Annotated in this window: 22 protein-coding genes and 2 pseudogenes; 11 read left to right on the plus strand and 13 right to left on the minus strand. The window is 42.9% G+C overall.

What is annotated here, in order from left to right; genetic code table 11:
- Positions 1-3: 3 nt before the first annotated feature.
- The 5 genes and pseudogenes from JMX63_RS02665 to pilG all read right to left on the minus strand — a co-directional run bounded on the left by JMX63_RS02665 (position 4) and on the right by pilG (position 4,089).
- The gene (locus JMX63_RS02665; protein WP_201570696.1) at positions 4-861 is read right to left on the minus strand and encodes a CheR family methyltransferase; all 858 of its coding nucleotides are present in this window, start codon (positions 859-861) and stop codon (positions 4-6) included.
- Between the two features lie 184 nt (positions 862-1,045).
- Positions 1,046-2,332 (minus strand): annotated as a pseudogene (locus JMX63_RS02670) (methyl-accepting chemotaxis protein); the annotation flags it as partial.
- 303 nt (positions 2,333-2,635) lie between these two features.
- Positions 2,636-3,166, minus strand: coding sequence for a chemotaxis protein CheW (locus JMX63_RS02675; RefSeq protein ID WP_160022438.1), 531 nt, complete (start codon positions 3,164-3,166; stop codon positions 2,636-2,638).
- Between the two features lie 3 nt (positions 3,167-3,169).
- A complete protein-coding gene (locus tag JMX63_RS02680) occupies positions 3,170-3,532 on the minus strand; it encodes a response regulator (protein ID WP_057761573.1) in 363 nt (120 codons plus the stop codon).
- Between the two features lie 179 nt (positions 3,533-3,711).
- Positions 3,712-4,089: a twitching motility response regulator PilG gene (gene pilG, locus JMX63_RS02685; protein ID WP_057761576.1), complete on the minus strand. Its 378-nt coding sequence runs from the start codon at positions 4,087-4,089 to the stop codon at positions 3,712-3,714.
- Positions 4,090-4,775: 686 nt separating this feature from the next.
- Here pilG and JMX63_RS02690 point away from each other — a divergent pair.
- The 7 genes from JMX63_RS02690 (at position 4,776) to JMX63_RS02720 (ending at position 13,268) form a co-directional block, all read left to right on the plus strand.
- Positions 4,776-6,005 (plus strand): efflux RND transporter periplasmic adaptor subunit, encoded by a 1,230-nt coding sequence (locus JMX63_RS02690; RefSeq protein WP_201570704.1) that lies wholly within the window; start codon positions 4,776-4,778, stop codon positions 6,003-6,005.
- Positions 6,006-6,265: 260 nt separating this feature from the next.
- A complete protein-coding gene (locus JMX63_RS02695) occupies positions 6,266-6,988 on the plus strand; it encodes a response regulator transcription factor (RefSeq protein WP_057761578.1) in 723 nt (240 codons plus the stop codon).
- Between the two features lie 85 nt (positions 6,989-7,073).
- Positions 7,074-9,212, plus strand: coding sequence for a sensor histidine kinase (locus JMX63_RS02700; protein WP_201570705.1), 2,139 nt, complete (start codon positions 7,074-7,076; stop codon positions 9,210-9,212).
- A gap of 256 nt (positions 9,213-9,468) precedes the next feature.
- Positions 9,469-10,239, plus strand: a complete 771-nt coding sequence (locus JMX63_RS02705) for a methionine ABC transporter ATP-binding protein (RefSeq protein WP_057761581.1) — start codon at positions 9,469-9,471, stop codon at positions 10,237-10,239.
- A gap of 19 nt (positions 10,240-10,258) precedes the next feature.
- Positions 10,259-10,945, plus strand: coding sequence for a methionine ABC transporter permease (locus JMX63_RS02710; protein ID WP_114701591.1), 687 nt, complete (start codon positions 10,259-10,261; stop codon positions 10,943-10,945).
- A 170-nt stretch (positions 10,946-11,115) separates the two neighbouring features.
- Complete coding sequence (locus JMX63_RS02715; RefSeq protein ID WP_201570706.1) at positions 11,116-12,093, plus strand: MetQ/NlpA family ABC transporter substrate-binding protein; 978 nt, start codon at positions 11,116-11,118, stop codon at positions 12,091-12,093.
- Between the two features lie 326 nt (positions 12,094-12,419).
- Positions 12,420-13,268, plus strand: a complete 849-nt coding sequence (locus JMX63_RS02720; protein ID WP_201570710.1) for an aldo/keto reductase — start codon at positions 12,420-12,422, stop codon at positions 13,266-13,268.
- A 100-nt stretch (positions 13,269-13,368) separates the two neighbouring features.
- On the opposite strand, the gene ccmE is transcribed toward JMX63_RS02720, so the two are convergent.
- The 5 genes from ccmE to ccmA all read right to left on the minus strand — a co-directional run bounded on the left by ccmE (position 13,369) and on the right by ccmA (position 16,847).
- Entirely contained in the window at positions 13,369-13,869 is a 501-nt protein-coding gene (gene ccmE, locus JMX63_RS02725; protein ID WP_191114215.1) for a cytochrome c maturation protein CcmE, read from the minus strand.
- Between the two features lie 243 nt (positions 13,870-14,112).
- Complete coding sequence (ccmD, locus tag JMX63_RS02730) at positions 14,113-14,334, minus strand: heme exporter protein CcmD (RefSeq protein ID WP_160023571.1); 222 nt, start codon at positions 14,332-14,334, stop codon at positions 14,113-14,115.
- A 16-nt stretch (positions 14,335-14,350) separates the two neighbouring features.
- A complete protein-coding gene (gene ccmC / locus JMX63_RS02735; protein WP_201570717.1) occupies positions 14,351-15,139 on the minus strand; it encodes a heme ABC transporter permease CcmC in 789 nt (262 codons plus the stop codon).
- A gap of 286 nt (positions 15,140-15,425) precedes the next feature.
- Complete coding sequence (locus JMX63_RS02740; protein WP_227673217.1) at positions 15,426-16,133, minus strand: heme exporter protein CcmB; 708 nt, start codon at positions 16,131-16,133, stop codon at positions 15,426-15,428.
- Between the two features lie 84 nt (positions 16,134-16,217).
- Positions 16,218-16,847, minus strand: coding sequence for a heme ABC exporter ATP-binding protein CcmA (gene ccmA / locus JMX63_RS02745; protein WP_201570718.1), 630 nt, complete (start codon positions 16,845-16,847; stop codon positions 16,218-16,220).
- Between the two features lie 162 nt (positions 16,848-17,009).
- On the opposite strand from ccmA, the gene JMX63_RS02750 reads away from it, so the two are divergent.
- The 3 genes from JMX63_RS02750 to JMX63_RS02760 all read left to right on the plus strand — a co-directional run bounded on the left by JMX63_RS02750 (position 17,010) and on the right by JMX63_RS02760 (position 20,047).
- Positions 17,010-18,119 carry a hypothetical protein gene (locus tag JMX63_RS02750; RefSeq protein WP_227673216.1) on the plus strand — a complete coding sequence of 370 codons (1,110 nt, stop codon included), beginning with the start codon at positions 17,010-17,012 and terminating at the stop codon, positions 18,117-18,119.
- 30 nt (positions 18,120-18,149) lie between these two features.
- Positions 18,150-19,004 (plus strand): type III secretion system chaperone family protein, encoded by an 855-nt coding sequence (locus tag JMX63_RS02755; RefSeq protein ID WP_201570719.1) that lies wholly within the window; start codon positions 18,150-18,152, stop codon positions 19,002-19,004.
- Positions 19,005-19,132: 128 nt separating this feature from the next.
- Positions 19,133-20,047, plus strand: a complete 915-nt coding sequence (locus tag JMX63_RS02760) for a histone deacetylase family protein (protein WP_201570720.1) — start codon at positions 19,133-19,135, stop codon at positions 20,045-20,047.
- A gap of 33 nt (positions 20,048-20,080) precedes the next feature.
- On the opposite strand, the gene JMX63_RS02765 is transcribed toward JMX63_RS02760, so the two are convergent.
- The 3 genes and pseudogenes from JMX63_RS02765 to coaBC all read right to left on the minus strand — a co-directional run.
- Positions 20,081-20,863 carry a sulfite exporter TauE/SafE family protein gene (locus tag JMX63_RS02765; RefSeq protein ID WP_101206033.1) on the minus strand — a complete coding sequence of 261 codons (783 nt, stop codon included), beginning with the start codon at positions 20,861-20,863 and terminating at the stop codon, positions 20,081-20,083.
- Between the two features lie 80 nt (positions 20,864-20,943).
- Positions 20,944-21,399, minus strand: a complete 456-nt coding sequence (locus JMX63_RS14665; protein ID WP_406947809.1) for a phosphopantothenoylcysteine decarboxylase domain-containing protein — start codon at positions 21,397-21,399, stop codon at positions 20,944-20,946.
- A 32-nt stretch (positions 21,400-21,431) separates the two neighbouring features.
- Positions 21,432-22,356 (minus strand): annotated as a pseudogene (gene coaBC, locus JMX63_RS02770) (bifunctional phosphopantothenoylcysteine decarboxylase/phosphopantothenate--cysteine ligase CoaBC); the annotation flags it as partial.
- 128 nt (positions 22,357-22,484) lie between these two features.
- Between coaBC and radC the strand changes: the two are divergent.
- A complete protein-coding gene (radC, locus tag JMX63_RS02775; RefSeq protein ID WP_201570725.1) occupies positions 22,485-23,168 on the plus strand; it encodes a RadC family protein in 684 nt (227 codons plus the stop codon).
- The last annotated feature ends 32 nt before the right edge of the window (positions 23,169-23,200 follow it).

The raw sequence follows: 23,200 nt of genomic DNA on the forward strand, positions 1-23,200 counted from the left end.
AATTTAGGCACTAATTTTTTGCCACACATTAACCTGTGGGTGCGCAATGCGGCGCATATTTGAAGGACGCCAGAACAACGCCTCACCTGGAGCCAATATAATATATCCCTCTAACGCGCACTGCTCTGATAACCGTGCCAAAATATCACGCTGATCAAATTTACGAAAATATAGCAGCATGTTTTGGCAAATAATCACATTCTGAAGATGCGTAGTGGGTGGTTTTTGTTCAATAATATTGTGTACAGAAAAATTGACATATGGCTGCAATACAGGTGCTACCTGCCAATTTTCCTGCATACTATTAGCCGCTTCTGATGTGCTAGGCTTCAATCTGTTTAATGTACTCTTAGATGGCAGCGGCTGAACAAACGGCTGACACGATTGCGGGATTAAAGTTTGCTGCCTGTTATCATATTGCCCCAACCGTGCGCTTTTAATAGCCTCTCCACTGATGTCCGTCCCTAATACTTCATAGTCTTGGCATCGCTGTGCAGCCAAGCTCATGGCCAATGACCAAGCTTCTTGTCCACTTGCGCAGCCAACACTCCAAATACGAAATAAACTATCAATGTTGTCAGCTTTATGATGCTGTAATGCATACTCTGTAACAAAGTCGATAGAGGGTCTATGTCGAAAGAAGCGACTCTCATGAATGAGTACTTTATCCAGCAACTGCTGACGCAACTCATCATTTTTCGATAGTTGATACCATAATTGTTGAACGCTCAATCCGTTCGACATCGCCGTACAGTCAATTGCATTAGCTAGCCACTGTAGCTGTATGTCTGGCAGCACAAATCCAGTTTCCTGCTCTATGTACTTTTGCCATCGTTGCACATCCAAACTGTCGACTTTCATCAAAGTATTACCTAATGTCAGATCAACTGTATAAGCAGATGATTTGGCTTATTAACACCATCTATGCTAGATAAATCATCTACTATGATTACGGTTTCTTTTTATCACTCTTACAGCAGCAACCTTGTCCAATATGCAGAAAAACCAAATGCTATCGATCTTGCTCTAAAAGAATACCTAATCACTAAACGCTTTCTTTCAATGCGCCTTCCGTATCCAACACTTCATAATCTACTAGCTCGTCGTCGTTCGATACTTTGAAGCCTGTTACCGATTCCTGTAGTGCTGCTGCCATTTCACTTAGCTCACCAATAGAACGAGCTGTTGCCATCGTTCCAGAAGAAGTTTGTGAGGTAATATCTTGAATGATGTTCATGGTGTGAGAAATATGACCAGCAGACTCAGCCTGTTGTAATGCAGCATTTGAGATGTTTTGAATCAAGTCAGCCAAGGTGTTAGAAACGCTCTGTACTTCTTCTAGTGCTTCACCCGCATCTTTCGCTAAGCGTGCGCCGCGTACAACTTCAGAAGTTGTCGATTCCATTGACATAACTGCTTCGTTGGTATCAGCCTGAATGGTTTTTACCAATGTTTCAATCTGCTTAGTAGCATTAGCTGAACGCTCAGCCAGACGCTGTACTTCATCAGCAACAACCGCGAAGCCTCGGCCCGCTTCCCCTGCCATCGATGCCTGAATAGCGGCGTTCAATGCCAAAACGTTAGTCTGGTCAGCAATATCGTTAATTAGTCCAACGATATCACCAATCTCTTGCGAAGACTCACCAAGACGCTTAATACGTTTTGACGTTTCTTGAATCTGATCACGAATAACGTTCATACCCTCAATAGAGCGTTGTACAACTTCTGCTCCATTGTGAGAGATAGCAACTGAACGCTGGGCAACCGTTGCAGATTCTGCAGCGTTGTTTGAAACCTGATCAATTGAGACAGTCATCTCATTAATAGCGGCTGATACTCCAGCAATTTCTTGTGCTTGGTGTTCAGAAGCTTCGGCCAGTTCAACAGCATTCATCTGCGTTTGATCTGAAGATTGCGATACTCGGTCAGCAGTGCTGTTAATAACCAGTACCAGCTGTCGTAATTGGTCAATTGCAAAGTTGACTGAATCAGCAATCGCCCCTGTAAAATCTTCTGATACAGTCGCATTGACTGTCAAATCACCTTCTGCCAAATCACCCAACTCATCAAGTAGACGTAAAATAGCGATCTGGTTACGTTCGTTTTCTTCTTGAATTTGACGCGCTCGCTCAGACTCAGCTTCTGCTTCTTGGCGACGACGCAAGGTTTCTTTTTCAATAAGCGATCGCTCTGACCCACCACGGTGTTTCAGTAGCTGGTACAAAGCAAACACAATCCCTAATGCGCCGATTGCAAATACAGCCGCTGGCAAGATAACGGATTGATTGAAACTATCGAAATACTGACTTACCGATGATAGCGAGTTAACTAGCCAAATCAGACAAGCCAAACTTAATAGAACAAAAAATCCTAACAATAGCTTCCAAGTACTATCAGCGTCTTTGCCATCTGCTGATGTTTTAGCCATACCAGCTACAGGTTTTTTTATCACATCACTCATCTTGCGTCTTCCTTTCAAACAGTCATCAAAGTCTAATTGTGGCTGACTTTGACAATCGTATTGTTATCTAAACAATGATTAGCAAAGCCTGTATAAATGCTGACATCGAACCCTATTATGTCAGTCGCTATTCTTCTATCGTTACTTGATAGACAGGTATTTTATAGTTAATAGCTATATCGCAGCATCTGAATACTGAGGATCCTGTGCGAGCAAACTTGGCATAAATACATACCAGTCTTGGTCATTTTTGAAAAACTTGCCATGGTTATAAGGCGCAAATGGCGACTCTGGATCTATGGCTTCTGGACGATACTGTTCTTGTGTGAACTGTTCGATACCAAGTACTTGATCTACCAGCAGTCCTGAAAAGTTATTGTCATAATCAATGACGATAACTTTCCGTTGGCTCATTTGTGTCAAGCGACTAGGTACTTGCAAAAAATGCGACAAATCCGTTAAAGGTAAGAGTCGCCCACGAATGTTGGCAATACCTAGCATCCATGGCTTTACTAGAGGTAGGCTAGTATATTCTGGCATAGATAATACCTCTGATACCTGACCCATAGGGGCAACTAAGCGCTGCCCACCAATTTCAAATACCACACCTTGCCAATCAAACTCTTGGCCACCGCGGCGACCGCTTTTGCGCGCGCGTGCCAAATCTGCTAAACGCAGAAGCTCAATAAATCCTCTAGAAGCCACAAGTTACTCCATCACTTTGCGAATCATATTGACCAATCCACTTTCATCAACTGGTTTGTTCATATATTCTTTAGCGCCTTGACGCTTGCCCCAAACTCTATCTGTTTCTTGGTTTTTGGTACTGATCATGATGACAGGGATATGAGCAGTGGTTTTACCGCGAGTAATCTTGCGCGTGGCCTGAAAACCATTCATTTCAGGCATGACCACATCCATCAAAATCACATCTGGTAAATGTTCAGCTGCCATCTGGCAACCCTGCTCACCATTGGTCGCTTCCAACACTTGAAAGTTATTTTTGGCAAGCATATCGCGAAATTTCGCCATTTCTGATGGCGAGTCGTCAATGACTAAAACGGTAGTCATAGGAGGTTCCTTTAAGTTCTAAAATATCTGTGAAGATACATTGATATATGGTTCAGATAAAATGATTAAAAATAGTACTTATAAATCTACTGGTAGCCATTCTTTAATCATAATTATTCAGTATTGAATAATCTGGAGCGATAATATCAATCACTCCGTTCAAGTCTATATTTATTCGATTAACGGTACTGATTAATGGCATCAAAAAGCTCATCTTTGCTAAATGGCTTAGTCAGATACTCATCAGAACCTACAATGCGACCACGTGCCTTATCAAATAGACCATCTTTAGATGACAACATGATTACCGGTTTATTGGCATAATCAGGGTTATTTTTTATCAGCGCACAAGTCTGATATCCATCTAGACGTGGCATCATAATGTCGACAAAAATAATATCTGGATTGTTATCTACAATCTTTGCTAATGCATCAAAACCATCGATAGCGGTCACTACTTCACAGCCCGCTTTTTGTAATAAAGTTTCTGCAGTACGGCGAATGGTTTTTGAATCATCAATTACCATTACTTTTAAACCTTCAAAATTATTTTCCATTCTCATTGTCCTGTAAACGACTATTTGTTCGTAACGCTATCTAACAATACAAAATTTGCTTGGCTATTTTAAACTTTTATATCATCTCTTGTCAGATCGATATAAGTACCTACATTTGCATTGTCTGCGTTGAAATTTGTTATAACAGCGAATCTTCTGTAATTGATGCCTACTGACTAATCGCGGTATCAATATAGCGTACTATACGCACTTTATTATTATTAATCTTACAAAATCTAGCGTTATTTGAGTGCCTTGAATAAGATAACTTACCCCGCGAATATCTAATAGAAAAGTCAAATATAACAACGATTCCAATTAACTGTAAATCCATTTTCTAACATATAAATAGATTGAAATTTAAATATAAGACATCGTTGTTATATTTTCGTATTGTATATAACTGACAATCATATTACTGGATAATTTTCATTTGTAATAAAAATGTATCACTATATTTTATAGTGTTTGTTTTAGCACAGTTATTATTGCTTTTCCAGTAATTAGCAAAATTATGTTCGAACTCATTAGTATCACAAATAACTATTTTTATTTATTAAAGGTATAACTTCAACTCTTCTCAATACTGAGTTATCAACTTTCTTAAGTTGAGTAAATATCTTACAGTCGTTCCACCGAGTTACAATTCACTATATAATGATATGACGATTACAATGGTGACTGCTATGACAGCTTCTAGACATTTAAGAAAAAGCCTCTACTTATTCAGCGTGCTATTTATCGCTGCTTGTCAGCCGTCACCTATAAATGAATCGACTGTTACTGATACTGAAGAAGAGACCGCTGACACGCCACTGATCATCACAAGTGACAGTGTCACAATGACGCCAGAACATATCTTGAGTATTAAACCTTCAAGGTATCAGCCGAGTCTCGGATTACAAGGTAATATCGAACCTATCAAGCAGACCACATTTGTTGCGGTACATCCGATTCGTATAGAAAAAACACTGGTTAGTGAAGGTCAATGGGTAGAAAAAGGCACACCATTGCTTGTCTTTAGACGTACGGGCACGGCTAGCAAAGCTGAAGGTTTGAAAAAGCCTGACCAAGATAATGTAGAATCAAACGATGTTAATAAAACCAATCCAGAAGACGCGCAGAATTCTGGTGCTAATTCCACACAAGCTGCGCCAGACGCAGATATCGCTGTTGTAAGAAAAACTGATAGTGAGAGTGATAAAACATTAGAAGCAAACTCTGCGATAGATACTGATAGCAATACCTTTACTAATCAGGGTGCAGACGTTAATACTGCTAAACAAGGTGCACCGTATAATTCGATTACCATTCACGCCAGCTTTTCGGGTCGGGTAGAAAACTTATCTGCTGATGCAGGACAACAGCTAGCGGCGCGCGAACCTCTACTACAGATCAGTGACGAGACCAAGCTGCACTTTATGGCTACCCTGCCTATACAAGCAAAACCACAGCTTTCCGTTGGTCAGACAGTCAATTTTACCGCCGAAGGTATCTCAGACAAGTTTACGGGACAGGTCAGCAAACTGGTATCGACCAGTCAGCCCAAAAAGCTTTTGGTCTATGTTAATGTCATCGATAATGAAGTAAGTCGTGATAAGTTATTGCCAAATATGAAAGTCACAGGGCGCGTCAATTATGGTCAAATAGATGTCGGTACTATCGTACCTAAGCGAGCGCTACATGATGTAGACCTGAAAGAGTTGCAAACTCCTCCTTATATGCCGCTACAACCATTGACTGCGAATGTTTGGATTATAGGTCAAGATCAGCGTTTAACACGCCAACCTATTGAGGTAGTGGAATACGATCCTACTACGCAGCAGTATTTGATAGCAGGGGTGAGCAATGATAGCTTAATTTGTTTGGCTGACTTACCTGTTGATTCTAAAGGTAAAAAAGTTATTGTGTCGTAATAGTTTACGTTGACAGTTACATTGCGTAGAAACATTAACAAAGCTTCTCTTGTTTTGTAACAGCATAATTAGGCAATATGACCCTACTATATATAGCATTATCCGAGTATTAAAATACGACTCACATTTAATTATGCGCTATTCTGTATATTTGAAAACGTAAAGGCTTAGTAATTTAACTATTCATCATTACTAACAGCTCATCATTACCAGAAACGTTATACTTTTTATAAATCACAATAACAATTAGAGGACATCCCATGAGTAAGCAGATTTTATTGATTGAAGACGATCCAGATTTGGCTGAGCTGATCAGCGATTATTTGACCATGAACTATTATGATGTGCATCATGCTGGTCTTGGTCAAGAAGGTCTCGACTTATTAGACACCAAAGAGCGTGATATTGATTTGGTTGTATTGGATCTTATGCTACCTGATATGGATGGTATGCAAGTATGTCAAAAGATTCGTGGCAACAAAAATAACATGACCAATAAAGTACCTATTATTATGCTGACCGCAAAAGGTGATACAACCGATCGCGTATTGGGGCTGGAGATGGGTGCTGATGATTATATCGCCAAGCCTTTTGAGCCACGTGAGCTTTTAGCTCGTATCCGTGCGGTTATTCGTCGTCATGAACAACCAAATCAAGCCGATAGCCAATCAGACAGCTTAACCTTTGGCCGTTTGAGTGTGTTCCCTGATAGTCATGAAGTCACTATCGATGACCAACCAGTACGTTTAACCACGCATCAGTTTCAGTTGTTACATTACTTTGCCACTCATTCTGGCAAGGTGTTGAATCGTGAGCAACTCTGGCAAGCGATGCCAAATGATGACAGTTCAGACAATATTGACCGTGCAATTGATGTACATATTTCGCGTTTACGTGCTTTGATCGAAGACAATCCACGCCAGCCAAAGCGTATTATTACCGTACGCGGCGTCGGCTATCAATTTGCCACTGATCAGGTGTAATCGTAAAGGACGCCTAATTAGCTGACTCATGGTGTAAACTCTATACCATGAGTCGGTACAAGCGTTTAATAATAGAGATCGTTTAATGCAGCAATTGGGTTTTCGTTCCGTATTTGCCAAACTATTTGCCAGCGTCATGCTGGCACTTACTTTATTTGCTGTGGCAATGGTGCTGTTGACTCAACTTGTCCATGACAAAGACGCTGGTATTCGCTCAGAGATATTAGCCACGCAGATTTTGGGTCAAATCGATCCATTCTTGCATGAATTGAATATTTCTATCAGCAAAGACAACCATTTGCAGTCGCGTTTTATGCTGGCTGTCGTTAAGAAAAGCTTCGATATTTTTGATGAATCACTGCAAGCAAAAATGGGATTGTATGACAGTGAAGGTCGACTGCTCATGCAAACTGACAATAGCGACCTACCCCTAGAACTCCCCCCTACTCCGTCTTTATTCTCACGTGTTTTTCCATCACTTGCAGATACATCACCTACCAAGCAAGCCCAAGTGTATAGCAGTACGGGTTATACCTTACTGTATGAATCACGTCTCACGCCTAAAAAACCTGTCCTTTCTGCAGCCTTGAACTTATTCACTGGTACGCTACTACTCTTGCTCATTATGGCAGGTGTACTATGGTTGATTGCACGGACGATGACATGGCGTATTGACCAGTTAAGCCAACAAATGACTCAATTGGGTGATGGTGATTTTACGGTACGAGTGAACGCACGTGGTAATGATGAAATCGCTGCATTAGCACGCGGATTCAACCAAGCAGCACAAAAAATTGAACACTTAATTGATGCCAATAACTTGCTACTGGCACATGCCTCCCATGAGCTGCGTACACCGATTACGCGTATCCGTCTACAGATTGAAATGATGGATATGTTGGCTGGTGCGCTACCAACTGATACCAAAGCAAAATTTGATAAACGGGCACAGGCTATCAACAGAGACTTGTCAGGTCTTAATGACTTAGTAGAAAGCATATTATTGGTTAGCCGTTTGGATGCGGGACATGCCTTACAGCAAGTTGAAAACTTAGATTTATACGATTTGGTAAATCAAGAACGTCAGCACTATCCTGAAGCCACGCTGATTGGTGAGCACATCGTGATAGATGGTCAATCATCAATGTTGACTCATTTGATTCGTAATTTACTTACCAACGCTATGCTACATGGCAAGCCGCCTGTTACGGTATTGCTATACGGTGTTCAGAGCATAGAAGAAGCCGGAACTGTACCTGACTATCTATTACAAACAGTGCTATGCAGCAGCTTTGTCGATTACAACAGTTTAGACTTTGACGATTATGAAGAAAACGCTGATGCCAAAGTAGTTGAGCACCAAGCTTCTAAGCATGAAGCTACTAGTTCGATTGATAAAAACAAATCAGAAATGACTGACTCAATAGCAGAGCTACCAACGCCGACTATCTATAAAAACGGTGAAGATATAGCTGCTAACAATGAGAATAACGAGACTGATGATGATGCCAGCCTTGATAACGGCCTTTCAGATGAAAGCTTGATAGACAATGCTAGCAAACGCCAACTTGCTATTGGCGAATCATCACTACTTGCTGACTATTATAGCTTTACCAGTGAATTAACTGACAGAATTAAGAAAGTTATTTGGAAAGCTGTTCCAGATTCTACTGACCTTGCTAACGATGCTAATAGTATTAATAATACTGACAACGCTGGCTTGATTGAAGTAGCTAAAACAAACTCTATAAGCAACGTAGAAAGCGCGAATGCTGGCACTCTCGTCGATAATAGCGCTCAAAAATCAGATAAATCTATTACTGATACCGCTATTAAAAATAATGGCTCAAATAATACGAAAGATGACGCCAAATCTAACAGTTCAAACAATGAGAACTCAGGTGCAGTCGTGCGTAAAGAAGGCTTATTTGCTAAGCATATGAAAAAAGCCAAAACTGAACCTGAACGTCCTTTGCCAAAATATGCGGTGCTGGCTGTAATCGATGAAGGCACTGGTATCCCTGAAGGCAAGCGAGAAGAAGTCTTTAGCCCATTTGTACGTTTGCAGCAGAAAAACAAAGGCTCTGGACTAGGGTTATCTTTAGTCTCACAAATCGTTACCGCTCATCAAGGGCGTATTATTACAGATACCTTAAATGGTCATACTAGATTTTTGGTGACCATCCCAATTCATCATGACCCTCATTACAACTATCACGAGTAATCAATCCCCATCGTTATATAGATAGCTATCACGCTGTCACCTTCACACTTGCCATTTTAACTGCTTATTCTTAATAGCTATTAATCATAAGCCAGACACGTATGTGCATATCCAAAGTGCCTGATAATATGCTATATTACCGCCCCTTATTATACGGTTATTGACTGTTGTCGTTTTGACAAGCTTCTTACATATTGAAAGAGGCCTGATGACGCGTTCTTAACCATTAAAAAATTTATTAAATTTTGAGCCCTCCATGAATGACATGATTGTCTTAAACGATGTGACCAAAAGTTTTTTAAGCGACCGATCAATCAAAGACAAAGACGGCAAACCACATTGGTTTACCGCTGTTGAGCCGACATCTCTGACTATCAAACAAGGCGAAATCTTTGGTCTAATGGGTTATTCAGGTGCAGGTAAATCTACCTTATTGCGCCTAATCAACATGCTTGAACGTCCAGATTCGGGTCAAGTCGTGATAGACGGTACTGACCTAACCACGCTGTCTGCCAGTGAGCTGCGTATTGCCCGTCATAATATCGGTATGATTTTTCAGCAGTTTAATCTGATGTCTAATCAAACGGTTTTTGACAACGTGGCATTTAACTTAAAAATCTCTGGTTATCCAAGTCGCGACATTCATAAGCGCGTCATGGATTGTCTTGCGATTGTTGATTTAACTGATCGTGCTGGTCACTATCCTGCGCAGTTGTCAGGTGGACAAAAACAGCGTGTAGGTATTGCCCGCGCGATTGCCCCTAGTCCAAAAGTATTGTTGGCCGATGAGCCAACCAGTGCGCTTGACCCTGCAACGACCCGTAGTTTGCTAACTTGTCTACGCGATATTAATGAGCAACTTGGCGTGACTATCGTCATCGTGACCCATGAGATGAGTGTGATTCGTAGACTTTGTGATCGCGCAGCGTTATTGCATCAAGGACAACTATTAGAAGTTGCGGATGTGCGAGACGGTCTGATTCAAGCAACCACCCCGATTGGCAAAGGCCTAGTCGTCGAGGACTAATGAGGCAGGAGAAATAGATATGTTAACTGGTACTGAATTATCCGCCTCTATAGACAAGCTACTTGTGTTACGCAAAGAGATCGCAAGCGCGTTTATTGATACGTTTGTGATGCTCGGTATTTCAACCACAGTCGCAATCGTCATCGGTGGACTGTTTGGCGTATTCTTGTTTTTGTCTAGTGATCGACAGTTTTTGCAAAACAAGACGTTGTACGGTGTGCTTGGCGGTATTACCAACTTTATGCGTGCTTTCCCTTTCGTGATTTTGATGATTGCGATGAGTCCGTTTACCAAGGCCATCGTTGGTACGGGTATCGGACCAATTGCTGCATCACTAGTACTGGCTATCGCTGGTTCGTTTTATTTTGCGCGTTTGGTCGAGCAAAATTTACGTGAAGTGCCGCGCGGTATTATCGAAGCCACTGAATCAATGGGTGCACGACCTTTTACCATTATTAAAGTACTACTTAATGAAGCTCGTTCAGGTTTAGTATTGTCAGTCACTATTCTTTGTATCAGCTTGCTCTCTTATTCAGCGGCGGCTGGTATGATTGGTGGTGGCGGTTTGGGTGATTTGGCCATTCGCTATGGCTATTATCGCTATCAAACCGAGGTAATGATTTTTATCGTGATTGTACTATCCATCATGGTCGTCTCGATTCAAGCCTCTGGTAACTGGCTCGCCAATCGTTTAGACAAACGTTAAACCGCTTTAGAGAATACTTGACATTACGAGCGACTAGGTTTATTTTTGGCAACACTCAACCCTTATCTCAGCTCTTACAACAAAAGCAGCATTACTATTTATAATGTTGCTTTTTTAATGTTCAGACGATAAACGTTTTACTCAACCCCATTCATTATTAAGGACATATTATGAAATTAACAGATATCAGCCGTCAGTTAGCTACCGCATTTGCTGCTGTTGGTGTATCAGGTCTAGTCTTAGTTGGTTGCAGCAATTCATCAGCGCCAGAAGCGACTAAAGAGCCAGTAACCGAGGGTGCCACTGCAGAAACTGCCGCTAGCGATATCGATCCTGACCATACCAAAATTGTTATCGGTACGACTGAAGGCGATTTTGCTGATATGGTTCGTAACCAAGTGAAGAGCACGCTTGAAGCTCAAGGTTATGAAGTTGAGTTGATTGCTTTTACTGATTATGTCCGTCCTAACCTTGCATTGGCTGAAGGCGATTTGGATATCAACATCTTCCAACATAAGCCTTACCTTGATACCTTCAAAAAAGAAAACAACCTTGATTTGGTTGAAGTATTCCAAGTACCAACGGCTCCACTTGGCATCTACTCAGGTAAAAAGACTAGCCTTGACGCTGCATTCAAAGGTATGAGTGTTTCTGCACCAAACGATCCAAGTAACTTTGCTCGTGCTTTGGTAATGATGGATGATCTTGGTTGGATTACCCTAAAAGACGACATCGATCCATTGACTGCGTCAAAAGCAGATATCGCTGATAACAGCAAATACGATATCGAAATCGTTGAGCTAGAAGCTGCTCAATTACCACGCGCACGTGATGAAGTTGACTTCGCAGTTATCAACGGTAACTATGCTACTGACTCTGGTATCAAATTGACCGAAGCACTGTTCCAAGAGCCAAGCTTTGCTTATGTAAACTGGTCAGCGATCAAATCTGCTGATACTGGTAAAAAATGGGTTGAAGATGTGACCAACGCTTATAACTCAGAAGCTTTCAAAAAGTACGCTCATGAAACGTTCCCTGGCTACAAGTACCCAAAAATCTGGGGTACTGATCATAGCGCACATACGGACACTGCTGCTAAAACTGAAAGCGCTGACGCTCCAGAAACTGCAGAAGCTGCTGCTCAATAAGACTTTAAATCAAAGTACCTAGTTTTTTAGGTGTTATGATTAATAGAAACGCCCATTACTTAAAGTGATGGGCGTTTTTTGTCTTTAATTTTGAGAGTACCACCTTCCAATACCGTTATCAAAAGACTAACTGTGCATTAAATAACTATCAAAAATCACGTTACAGCCTGTTTGTCCTTTGTAGGAAACCGTCACTCACGCTTCCACTTGTCCTTGGTTTTTCCTATAGTAGACCGGCTCAATAGTAATTTACTCGTTAGACCATACTATTGATGATATTTAAAATTGGTAAAAAATTATAAGATACACATAACAAGGATAATAATATGAGCGCTAAAAACTATAATATTCGTACGGCTGGACAAGCAAATATCCCTATCCTAGGGCTAGGTACTTGGCAGTCAACTGGCCAAGATTGCGTAGACGTGGTCAAAAAAGCGTTAGAAATGGGTTATGAGCATATCGATACCGCTCAAGCTTATGGCAATGAAAAAGAAGTTGGCGAAGGTATCAGACAATCAGGCGTGGCTCGCGATAAATTCTTTTTAACTACTAAGATTTTTCCAGATGATATGAAGTTTGAACCAGAAAAACTGGTCGCAGCAGCCAAGCGTTCTTTGGAAGATTTGGGTACAGATTATGTCGATCTATTGCTATTGCATTGGCCTGATGACCGCGTGCCGTTATCTGAGACCATTCCTGCGCTATGCGAACTCCAAAAGCAAGGTTTGACGCGTCATATTGGTGTTTCAAACTTCAATATTGCTAATATCATTGAAGCCAAGAAATATGCTGATGTACCTATCGTCGTGAACCAAGTAGAGTTTCATCCGTTCATTAAGCAAAACACATTGCAGACCTTTTTGAATAATCACCATATTCTACTAGAAGCCTACTCGCCATTAGCACGTGGTGATGTATTTGATAACGAAGTGATTAAAGAGATTGCAGATAAGCATAACGTAACACCAGCACAGATCTCACTAGCTTGGATCTTATCAGACAAGCATCGTGTGGCTATTCCGAAAACGTCTAACCCTGATCACTTGCAAGGCAATCTAGATGCCATCAAGGTTGAGTTAAGTGCAGATGAGTTAGAAAAAATCGGTAACTTAGCCAGCTCTGACGGTCGTAAAATTGAACATTCTGACTATAGTCCAGTATGGGATGACTAACAGGGTTAATAAGTACGATTAGCTGATTAGCTAAACCAAGCTCAATAAAAAGCCACCGATAATCGGTGGCTTTTTTATACCGTATGAAAACTTATAATCGTTACTGTTGTAGCGTTTCGGTCTCATGAATCTTTTCAGCAGGATTATACTGTTCAGAAGTAGGTATCGCTCCACTGCGATTATTTTCTTTCATAGATTTGGCAACTTCTGGCGGCATATAGTTTTCGTCATGCTTAGCCAACACTTCCCCAGCGACGAAAGTATCGCCCTGCATTTTACCCGTAGCCACGACACCTGAGTTTTCAGCAAATAGGTCTGGCAGAATACCTTGGTAAGTCACTGGCACTGTCGATTGAAAATCAGTAATCGCAAACTCAACATTTAATGGGTTGTCTGCTGCACGCTGAACACTACCGGCAACCACCATACCACCAGCACGAATACGTTTGTCTTGAGGCGCTTCACCTTGAGCAATAGCGGTTGCATCGAAATAATAATCAGTTTGCTGCCCGATGGCATAGATAACCAACATAACTGCTATTGCTGCACCTGCCAGCGTAAACATAACCCACGTCAGTTTTTTCCGACGAACTGCATTCATACCACTACCCCATTAATGAGTCACTGTTTTATAAAACATAATCAATCTACAAAACAGAAAAATTTGAAGAAACCACCATTAGAAAAACGTTCTAAAAATGTCTTTCTAATCGTACTCTTCTAGTCGCTATATGGTAGCATTTTTCAGACAAATCAATAAGCCTCATCACTGCCTATAAGGTCATATTTTTGTCAGTGTAAGGATACGGTTTCTTACGCTAAAACCCTGATATTAAGATGATTTTTATTCAGCTTGTTTGGTTACAGGCGTTGAGGTTTTGGTCGTCCGTTGTGCTTGACGCGCTTGCTGGATGGTCAGCTGTTTGATAAGTGACTGTCGTTGTCTGCGGCTATAGATAATAAATGCCAACATCACGCCAATCGTTATCGCCCAGCACGACCACACAAAAACCCCATGCTTACCCATGGCGAAAAACTCAGATACGCTATAAAAGTAAGGCTGCATAGTATTTTCCTAGCCGTTATTTGTGTTGACCACGAATGTATTCTTTGACCCACGCTTTGCCTTGATCACGGTATAAAATCAGCGTGTTGGTACGATAAATCGCTAATGTCGCAACCAGTAAATAGCTGCCGATAATCATCAGTAGCAAGGGCATCCACATATCTGCCGACATCTTTGGTGCGGCGGTCAAACTAAAGGTCGCACCTTGATGCAAGGTATTCCACCACTCTACTGAGTACTTGATAATAGGCAGGTTCACTGCGCCCACAATAGATAAAATAGCGGCCGCTTTACCACGATTGGCCGTATGCTCAAAAGCGGCAAACAGTGCCATCACGCCCGCGTATAAAAACGCCAATATCAACATTGACGTAAGGCGTGCATCCCATACCCAGTAAGTACCCCACGTTGGTTTCGCCCAGATAGAGCCTGTAAGCAAACTGATGACACACAGCAAAAACCCCATCGGGGCAAGTGCCTGCGCGACCAAACTGGCCGTCTTAATCTTCCACACCAAATAAATCCCCCCTAGAACTGCAAGGGAAAAATAGATAGAAATGGCAAGACTGGCCGCTGGAACATGGATAAATATAATGCGATAGCTATTGCCCTGAAGATAATCAGGCGGCGCAAAAGCAAGGCCCCATACGCTACCTATGAGCAAACAGAGACTGGCTAATATCGCTAACCACTTAACCCAAGGGCTAAAGATACGAAAAAACTGCTTGGTACCCACAGTGGTCAAGAAACCCTGCCAAATGCGCTGCCACAAGCTAGGGGATGAGACGTTATTCAGGTTGGGCATGGGAAGAAACCTATTACACAGCTTACTGGCGATAAAGGATGCGGTCTATAAAAGCACCACTATCAACTCACCTGCTGGCGTTAAACACTGGATAGAATCTACAAAGAGCTGTTTACGTATTCAATTAACTATTATAGCAAAATTGCCAGTTTTCACCACGATGTTAATACATGTGATGCAGATAGCTAAATTTCGATGACCGGATTTAGATGGCTAGGTTTAGATAACTGAGTTTAGATGACCAAATTTCGACAATTGGACTTTAGGATTGCGACAAGCAAATCGTTTAATTGAGCCATGACATTTTTAAAGTTGTAGCAATCACCCAAGGCATGACTAAGACAGAAATAATACTTCCTGCTAGTAATAAAGCTAAGATAGGCAAACCGTTCAGCCCAGAAGCAAATAAATCAACCGCACCTGTAGCAAAAATCAATACTGGCAACTGCATCGGTAAAGCAATCAAAGGCACCAATACTGCCCCATTCTTTAACGATAGCGTCAAGCTACTGGCCACTGCTGATAGCATCAAAAGCATTGGGCTACCTGTCACGATGGACGCCATCAATATCCACGCTTCAAACCAACTAAGCTGAAATAGTGGTACGGCAAGCAAGCTAAGCGCTGCCACAATACCACTACTAAAAATCCAATGAATGACCAGTCTAATAAGAACCCATAGCGGTAATGACGCTTTGGCCACGACCAATTGCGCAAGCGTACCATTATCGAGCGCAGGCTTAAATAATCCATCAACGCCCATTACCAGTGACAGCAACGCAGCAATCCACACTGCTGATACGCCCAGACGCTGCAATAGCGCAGGCTCACTACCGACTGCCAGCGGAAACAAAGTAATAATCACTAAGAACAGTACTAACGGATACAACCATTGTACCGCTCCTTGCTGCTTAACTTGCCATTCGCGGCGCCACAGCTGCAGGAAGCCAATACTGCGAGGCACTGCGACAATAGCATCTGTACTTTTATTCATGGCTGCTACTGATCCTACTTGTATTGGACTGTCTGTCATTATTTGTCCTTGCACGTATACTGATGGTACTGATAGCAATCAAACTTATACCATGTAATCTGACAAATCGAGCACCTGATTGGCGACCCCAACTGCCTGATGGCTGGTCATTAGTATCGACCCGCCAGCCTGTGCAAACTCGCATAACCGCTCTTCCATACGTGCCACCATATCGACATCCAGTGCCGTGAAAGGCTCATCAAGTAACCAGAGCGGTGTCACATCAGGAGTTAGTAGGTACAATCGCGCCAACGTGATGCGCCGCGTTTGCCCAGCGGACAGATGACTTGAGCTGATCGTCTCAAACCCTTGCAGCCCAACCCATGTGAGCGCATCGTCAATATCAGCAGCGCTTGGCGTGATGCCATATAAGTTCAGTAGAAACGTTAGGTTTTGTGCCACTGTCAAATTCGGATGAATGCCCAACTGGTGCGAGACATATAAAGGCTGGATGGGCAGGCACGATTGTCGTTGATAAGTAACTTCACCTGACAAAACAGGTAACAATCCAGCCAACTGCATGAGTAACGTGGTCTTTCCCGTCCCATTTGCCCCGATTAGATGGCAAATACTACCCGCAGATAGCTGCAACGTAACGCCTTCGCACAGCGGTATCTCACCGCGCTGAACTGTCAGCTCATCAAGTGCAAGTAAAGGCGTATCCAAAACCGTCATCAAAACCTCTGGTTATTTATCAAGCAGTAGTCAATATTCATCACAAACAAAGGCAATGTTCATGGCATAATACCCTATGCTCGCTACAAACACACAGTATAACAAATTGTCGATTACTCTGACTTCAAAAAGTACGACCTCAAAAAAATACGACTTTAAAATATGACTTCAAAACCTATGCCGACTTCACAAGATAGCCAAAAACCTAATACTGCTGCAGAAACTAAAAATGACAACGCAGACACTAACTTGTCAAAACAGCCATCAGCCAGCTGTTTGACAGTAGATAGCTTGATTGATGCTCAAGTCAACTTTATGCAGCAGTGGTTGCACAATCAAGCTGAGCCACTAGCGATGGAAGCTTGGCAATGGTTTGGTGCGCAGCCCTTAAGCAAATACATCACCTGTGACCATTTACAGCAGCTGATGAAAGACTGGCTATTAAATCAGCCGATGACCGAAGTCATGCGTACCGACATCCGTGATATTTTGCATACTATTATTTATCACCCAGTTAATGACAACGTGCCTTTGTCTGAGCTGGTCGATGATGCCCAAGTCGAAACTCTGGCCAACTATATCGGTAGCCATGAGCAGCAGCGTAACATATTGATTCATACGTTGGTCGGTAACGAAACCTTTGCAAATTTATTGACCCAAACACTTTATCACGCTATCAATGACTTTATGGAAAGCACCCTCGATAAAGCAGGTGGCGTTGGTAAATTGATGAAGCTTGGGCGTAGCTCTTTCGAAAAGGCGACCAACAGAAACCTCGATGAAAAACTGCAAACCTACTTGCATCGCAATATCAAAGATTTGACGCGCAAAGCCGAAGCCAATGCACAGGAACACTTATCGAACGAAGAAGTGGCGCGTCTGATGGTTATGGGCTGGGATCGCATCAAAGACCAACCGATTAGTGAGATACAAACCTACTTAAGCGATGAGCCTGGTAATAGTAGCATCGACCATATCGAAGCCAGTATCCAACAAAGCTATAACCGCCTGCGACTGTCACCGTATCTGCACAGCTTAGTCTCGGCAAGCATTGACACTTGGTATGCCAATCATCAGTCTGACACGTTGGCGACCATTGCGGCGAGTTTGCACATTGACGAGGCGGCCATGAAACAGTGCAGTACAGCTCTACTGCCTATCGTGTACGATGCTCTTGAGACGCCTTGGTTGACGGCTCATATTCGTGAAATGCTAACAGCGTTCTATGCACAGCCTGCTATCAAAGAAGGTTTGGCATTCACTCACGATTAATTTATAACCCTTACTTGTCAGCATACTATTATGAGTCAACGCAATAAACTTAGCTTGTGGCAAAAGATCAGACGGTTACTGACTGCTTCCGCACCGCAGTCAGTCATCGATGGCGCAAGCGAGCAAGGGCGTGCATCACTTGCTGACAGCGAGATTAATAATACAAAAAATATATCGGCTGATATTTCTAATATCAGTTCTCAAGCTACTAACAGTACTGTCTCTGATACCTCTCATGAATTAGAGGCAAATCAAGGAAGCGGACAGGATAACGCTCAAGCACAAGCAGATACACATCAACTCAAAACCGATAACTTAAAAACCGATAGCGCAAATGCAGAACCTCAAAACCAAAGTGACACGCCTATCGTCGACTGCTTAAAGCAATACTTCAATGACAAACAGTGGCACTACACGCATTATAGACCCAAAACCAACGACAGCCAGAAGTCACATCATTTATCCTTGAGAATGCGTCATAAGCAAATAAACTGTGGTTATCTGTTTCGGGTGCAAGAAAAAAACAAACTATTAGCCATTTATGGCATCCTGCCATTTTTGATACCAGAAAGTCATCAAAGTGCCGCGATGCTACTTATTACCCAAATCAACTATGACATGCTAGTCGGTAATCTAGAGATGGATGTCAACGATGGTGAGATACGCTACAAAAATGCTATCGATGTCGAAGCGGTTGGTATAGATAATGAGATCATTGAGCATTTACTCCAAAGCGTGGTTGCGATGACCACGGTCGCCAATGAGCTATTTGGCAACTTGGTTAATAATCAAGACCCTGCCGAAAACATGCAAACGCTACTTGTCGAGCTACGTCAACAGTCAGACGCGCGGACATTCTTTTTGCCGACTCAGTTTGTTCAATAGCTCAGTTTGTTTGATAATTAAGTTCATTCGATGAACCGGTTTTTCAATCAAGCCATAATCCGCGATAGCTGATACTTATCCCTTTATTTTTCTATCCAAAAAACCATCAATACTAAGCTAGAAATCTTATGCTAAAAATTGCCTACTCTGACGTCTTTCGCTACTCCGTGCCAGAAAAACATCGCTTCCCCATGCAAAAGTACATTATGATCCCTGAGCGTCTACTGGCAGAAGGCACTATCAGCCAAGATAACTTCTTTGCCCCTGCTCGCTTGAGCGAAGATGAGATTTTGACCACGCATACCGCAGAGTACTGGTATCAGCTTAAGACTCAAACACTGCCGCGCAAGGCTGCTCGTGCGATCGGATTTGAGATGACGCCGCAGTTGGTAGAACGCGGTCGTTATATTGCTCATGCAACGTATGAGTGCGCGCTATATGCTCAGCAATATGGCGTGGCTATGAATGTTGCAGGCGGCACCCATCACTCTTTTGCTGGTCATGGAGAAGGCTTTTGCGTATTTAATGATGTCTGTATCGCTAGCAACTTATTGCTAAATCGCGGACAGGCAAAGAAGATTTTAGTTATCGATTTGGACGTTCATCAAGGCAATGGCAACGCCAGTATCATGGCAGATGAGCCACGCGTTTTTGTCTTTAGCATGCATGGGGCAAAGAACTACCCGTTTCGTAAGCAAGTATCAGACTTAGATATTGAGCTAGACAATGATACCAGCGATGCTGAGTATTTACAGATATTAGAAGATACGCTGCCACGTTTAATCGCTGAAGTTGCGCCAGATATGATTTTTTATCAGTCTGCTGTCGACGTGCTCGCTACCGATAAGCTCGGCAAACTTGGTTTGACACAAGCAGGGTGCAAGGCGCGTGATGAATATGTTCTGCAGCAAGCAAAAGCCGCCAATATCCCTGTCGCTATAGTGATGGGTGGCGGCTACTCAGAAGATATCGAAGACGTGGTTGAAGCGCACTGCAATACCTTTCGTTTGGCACAGCAGATATTTTTTGAAGCATTGGTCTAATAAAATATCGCTGAAAAGGCTCATATATCTTAGCTATAACAATGCGGTAATGCCTTGCCAACCAACGCGTATTCCAAGCACGATTAAAATCAATAAAATAAGCTGACGAAAACGCGCTTGCGGTAAATAGCGACGCAAACGGATTCCAACCAAAAGAGTCACTATAGATAACACACTCAAAAAAGTAATCAGCTGCCACTCACCACTGCTCAATGCCATGATAGGCTCACGCAACACGATAATTTGAGCAATCTTTCCCAAGAAATAGCACATGTTACCGACTTTGGCGATGGTATTTTTATCGTCACTGGCAGACAATAAATACATCATCAGGATGGTCGACATTGCATTGGTCGAGCCGCCAATCACGCCTGCACCAAAACCAACGGCAATTAACATAGGCTTGGTGTTTGGTAGACGGATTTGCTTACCAAGTAAACTACTCACAACGTAGAAAGCAATGACCGCGGCCAACAATAAGAGAATATAAGCGCTATCAACCCATAGCAATAGTTTCGCACCTAAAATGCTACCCAATAGGCTAGTAAGCGCAAGCAACCAATAGCGTCTGCCGTAGTAGATAAAGTTTTGCCAAATGGTGCGTTCACCGCCTACTAGCCATGTCATCACATTAACGACTAGCGAGGGGAAAATCACTAACACAATGGCGTGTTGCAATGGGTACATACTAGCAAGCGCAGTGGTCGTTACTAGCGTTGCGCCAAGTCCGCTAATACCATGTAGCAGTGAAGCAAGCGCAAAAATGATCGTCAGCACTAGCATCTGAGTGCTATCGTTACCAGCTATATTCATCATATCGGTCACACCATTTTAGGCTCAGCGTCTGTATCTACACACTATCTACATGCTAGCTATCAGATTTAGCGCCTGTAGCTCTAACTATCTTTACGTTGACCGATTGCTTGACCAATAATGCTAGCCAGTTGCTCAGCAATTTTATCTTTACTGGTCTTCTCAAGTGTTACCGCGTCACGCTCATAGCGCTCAGAGAAAAACACCTGCATCGCATTGTCATCACTAGCAAAACCGATATCTACACGTGAGACATCATTGCAAGCAATCATATCCAAATCTTTTGCGACCAACTTACCACGGGCATAACGCTCGACATCTTGCGTCTCTGCGGCAAAACCAACGACAAATAGCTCTGGATGCGCAAGAGAAATCGTCGCTAGAATGTCAGGGTTTTTAACCAGACTGAGCGTCATGGCATCTTGTGTCTTTTTGATTTTTTGCGGTGCGGCTTCTTCTGTACGATAATCTGCCACGGCTGCGGTCGCGATAAAGATATCTGCTTTTACAAATTGGTTGTCATCATGAGAATGTAGCAAGTCATTATGGTCATGGTCGCTTACATCGTCATCACCGCAACCACAGTCGCCATGATAATGCTCTTCAGAATGGGAATGGTTATGAGAATGACCATGCGTGTGATCATGAAAATGGTCGTGCTCATCTTCAAAGACCAATTGAAGCTCGCTATGCGTGCCATCTACACATTGCTGCGCCGCTATCAGCATATCTTCAGCAGACAGCACATCGATCCGTGTGACATTAAGCGGCGTGGGCAATGCCACTTTACCACCAGCGATTAAGACAACGTCTGCACCAGCAGCCACACAGGCGCGCGCCAATGCAAAGCCCATTTTTCCTGAAGAGTGGTTAGATAAATAACGTACAGGATCAATCGCTTCTACGGTGGGACCTGCGGTAATGACCACTCTTTTGCCTGCCAGCAATTGCGGCGTTGTGTTCATCGCTATGAACAGTAAAACCTCATCTAATAATTGCTCAGGCTCAGGCAATCGCCCTGCTCCGACATCACCGCACGCTTGCTCACCACTAGCTGGCTGGATAATTTGATAATTCATATCGCGCAATGTTTGCACGTTTAGATTGACTGCTGGATGCGCCCACATCTGCTGATTCATGGCAGGAGCAATAATGACGGGCGCAGTAGTGGCAAGACACACTGTGGTCAATAGATCATCAGCCATACCCATGGTCAGACGCGCAAGCGTATTGGCTGAAGCAGGTGCAATCACGATTAAGTCGGCCCACTTAGCCAGCTCAATATGCCCCATGCCTGCCTCTGCTTGCTCATCAAGCAACGAGACATGCACTTCGTTACCAGTCAACGCTTGTAGCGTCAGCGGTGTGATAAATGCTTGTGCGCCTGTCGTCATGATAACGCGCACATCAAAGCCTGCCTTAACTAACAAGCGGGCAAATATAGCAGATTTATAAGCGGCGATACCGCCAGTAATAGCAAGCACAATATTGGACATAAGCGTGGCATCAACAAAAAAGTGAAAAGATAAAATTGCGCTTATAGTAACAATTATGAGATAAATTGGGTAAGATTTTCCGTATCTATCTTAGATAACGAGTATCAACCCATTTTCAAGGAGTGACAATGGCGATCAAAGACTGGCATGAGGATGACAGGCCTCGCGAAAAACTTTTAAAATTTGGTGCAGCTCATTTGTCTGACGCCGAGATACTGGCCATATTTTTGCGCACGGGTACTCAGTCTCAATCAGCGATCGAGTTAGCGCGGCATTTGATCGATCAGTTTGGTAGCTTAGCCGAGCTATTGGCCGCCCCTCAACAGACAGTTCTTGCCTGCCATGGTATAGGTCCTGCAAAGTACGCCCAAATATTAGCCTCACTTGAGATGGGTACGCGCTATCTGGACAGCCAACTCAAAACTGGGCAAGCACTAGGACGTTCACAAGCAGTCAAAGACTATATCAGTACTCAGTTGCGCGGTGAGCACCGTGAAGTATTTGCGGTACTCTGTCTGGATAATGCCCTCAACCTTTTAGACTTTGAGATATTATTCACGGGTGGCATCTCATCATGTTCCGTTTGCATCAAGCACGTACTGCGGCATGCACTAAGCCACGCTGCTAGCCAACTTATCATCGCTCACAATCATCCTCATACCGATGCCAAGCCATCGACCGCAGATAACTTACTGACCTATGAGCTAAAAAAAGCCTGCGACCTATTGGATATCTCGCTTGTCGATCACATCATTGTCGGACGTAACGACACTTTGTCTTATGCCGAAAGCTGCCTTGCCCCTTTTGGCTAGCTTTTAATAGTAGCTGTTTGTGTGTTCCGAAT

This window comes from Psychrobacter nivimaris (assembly GCF_904846365.1).
Taxonomy (GTDB): Bacteria; Pseudomonadota; Gammaproteobacteria; order Pseudomonadales; family Moraxellaceae; genus Psychrobacter; species Psychrobacter nivimaris_B.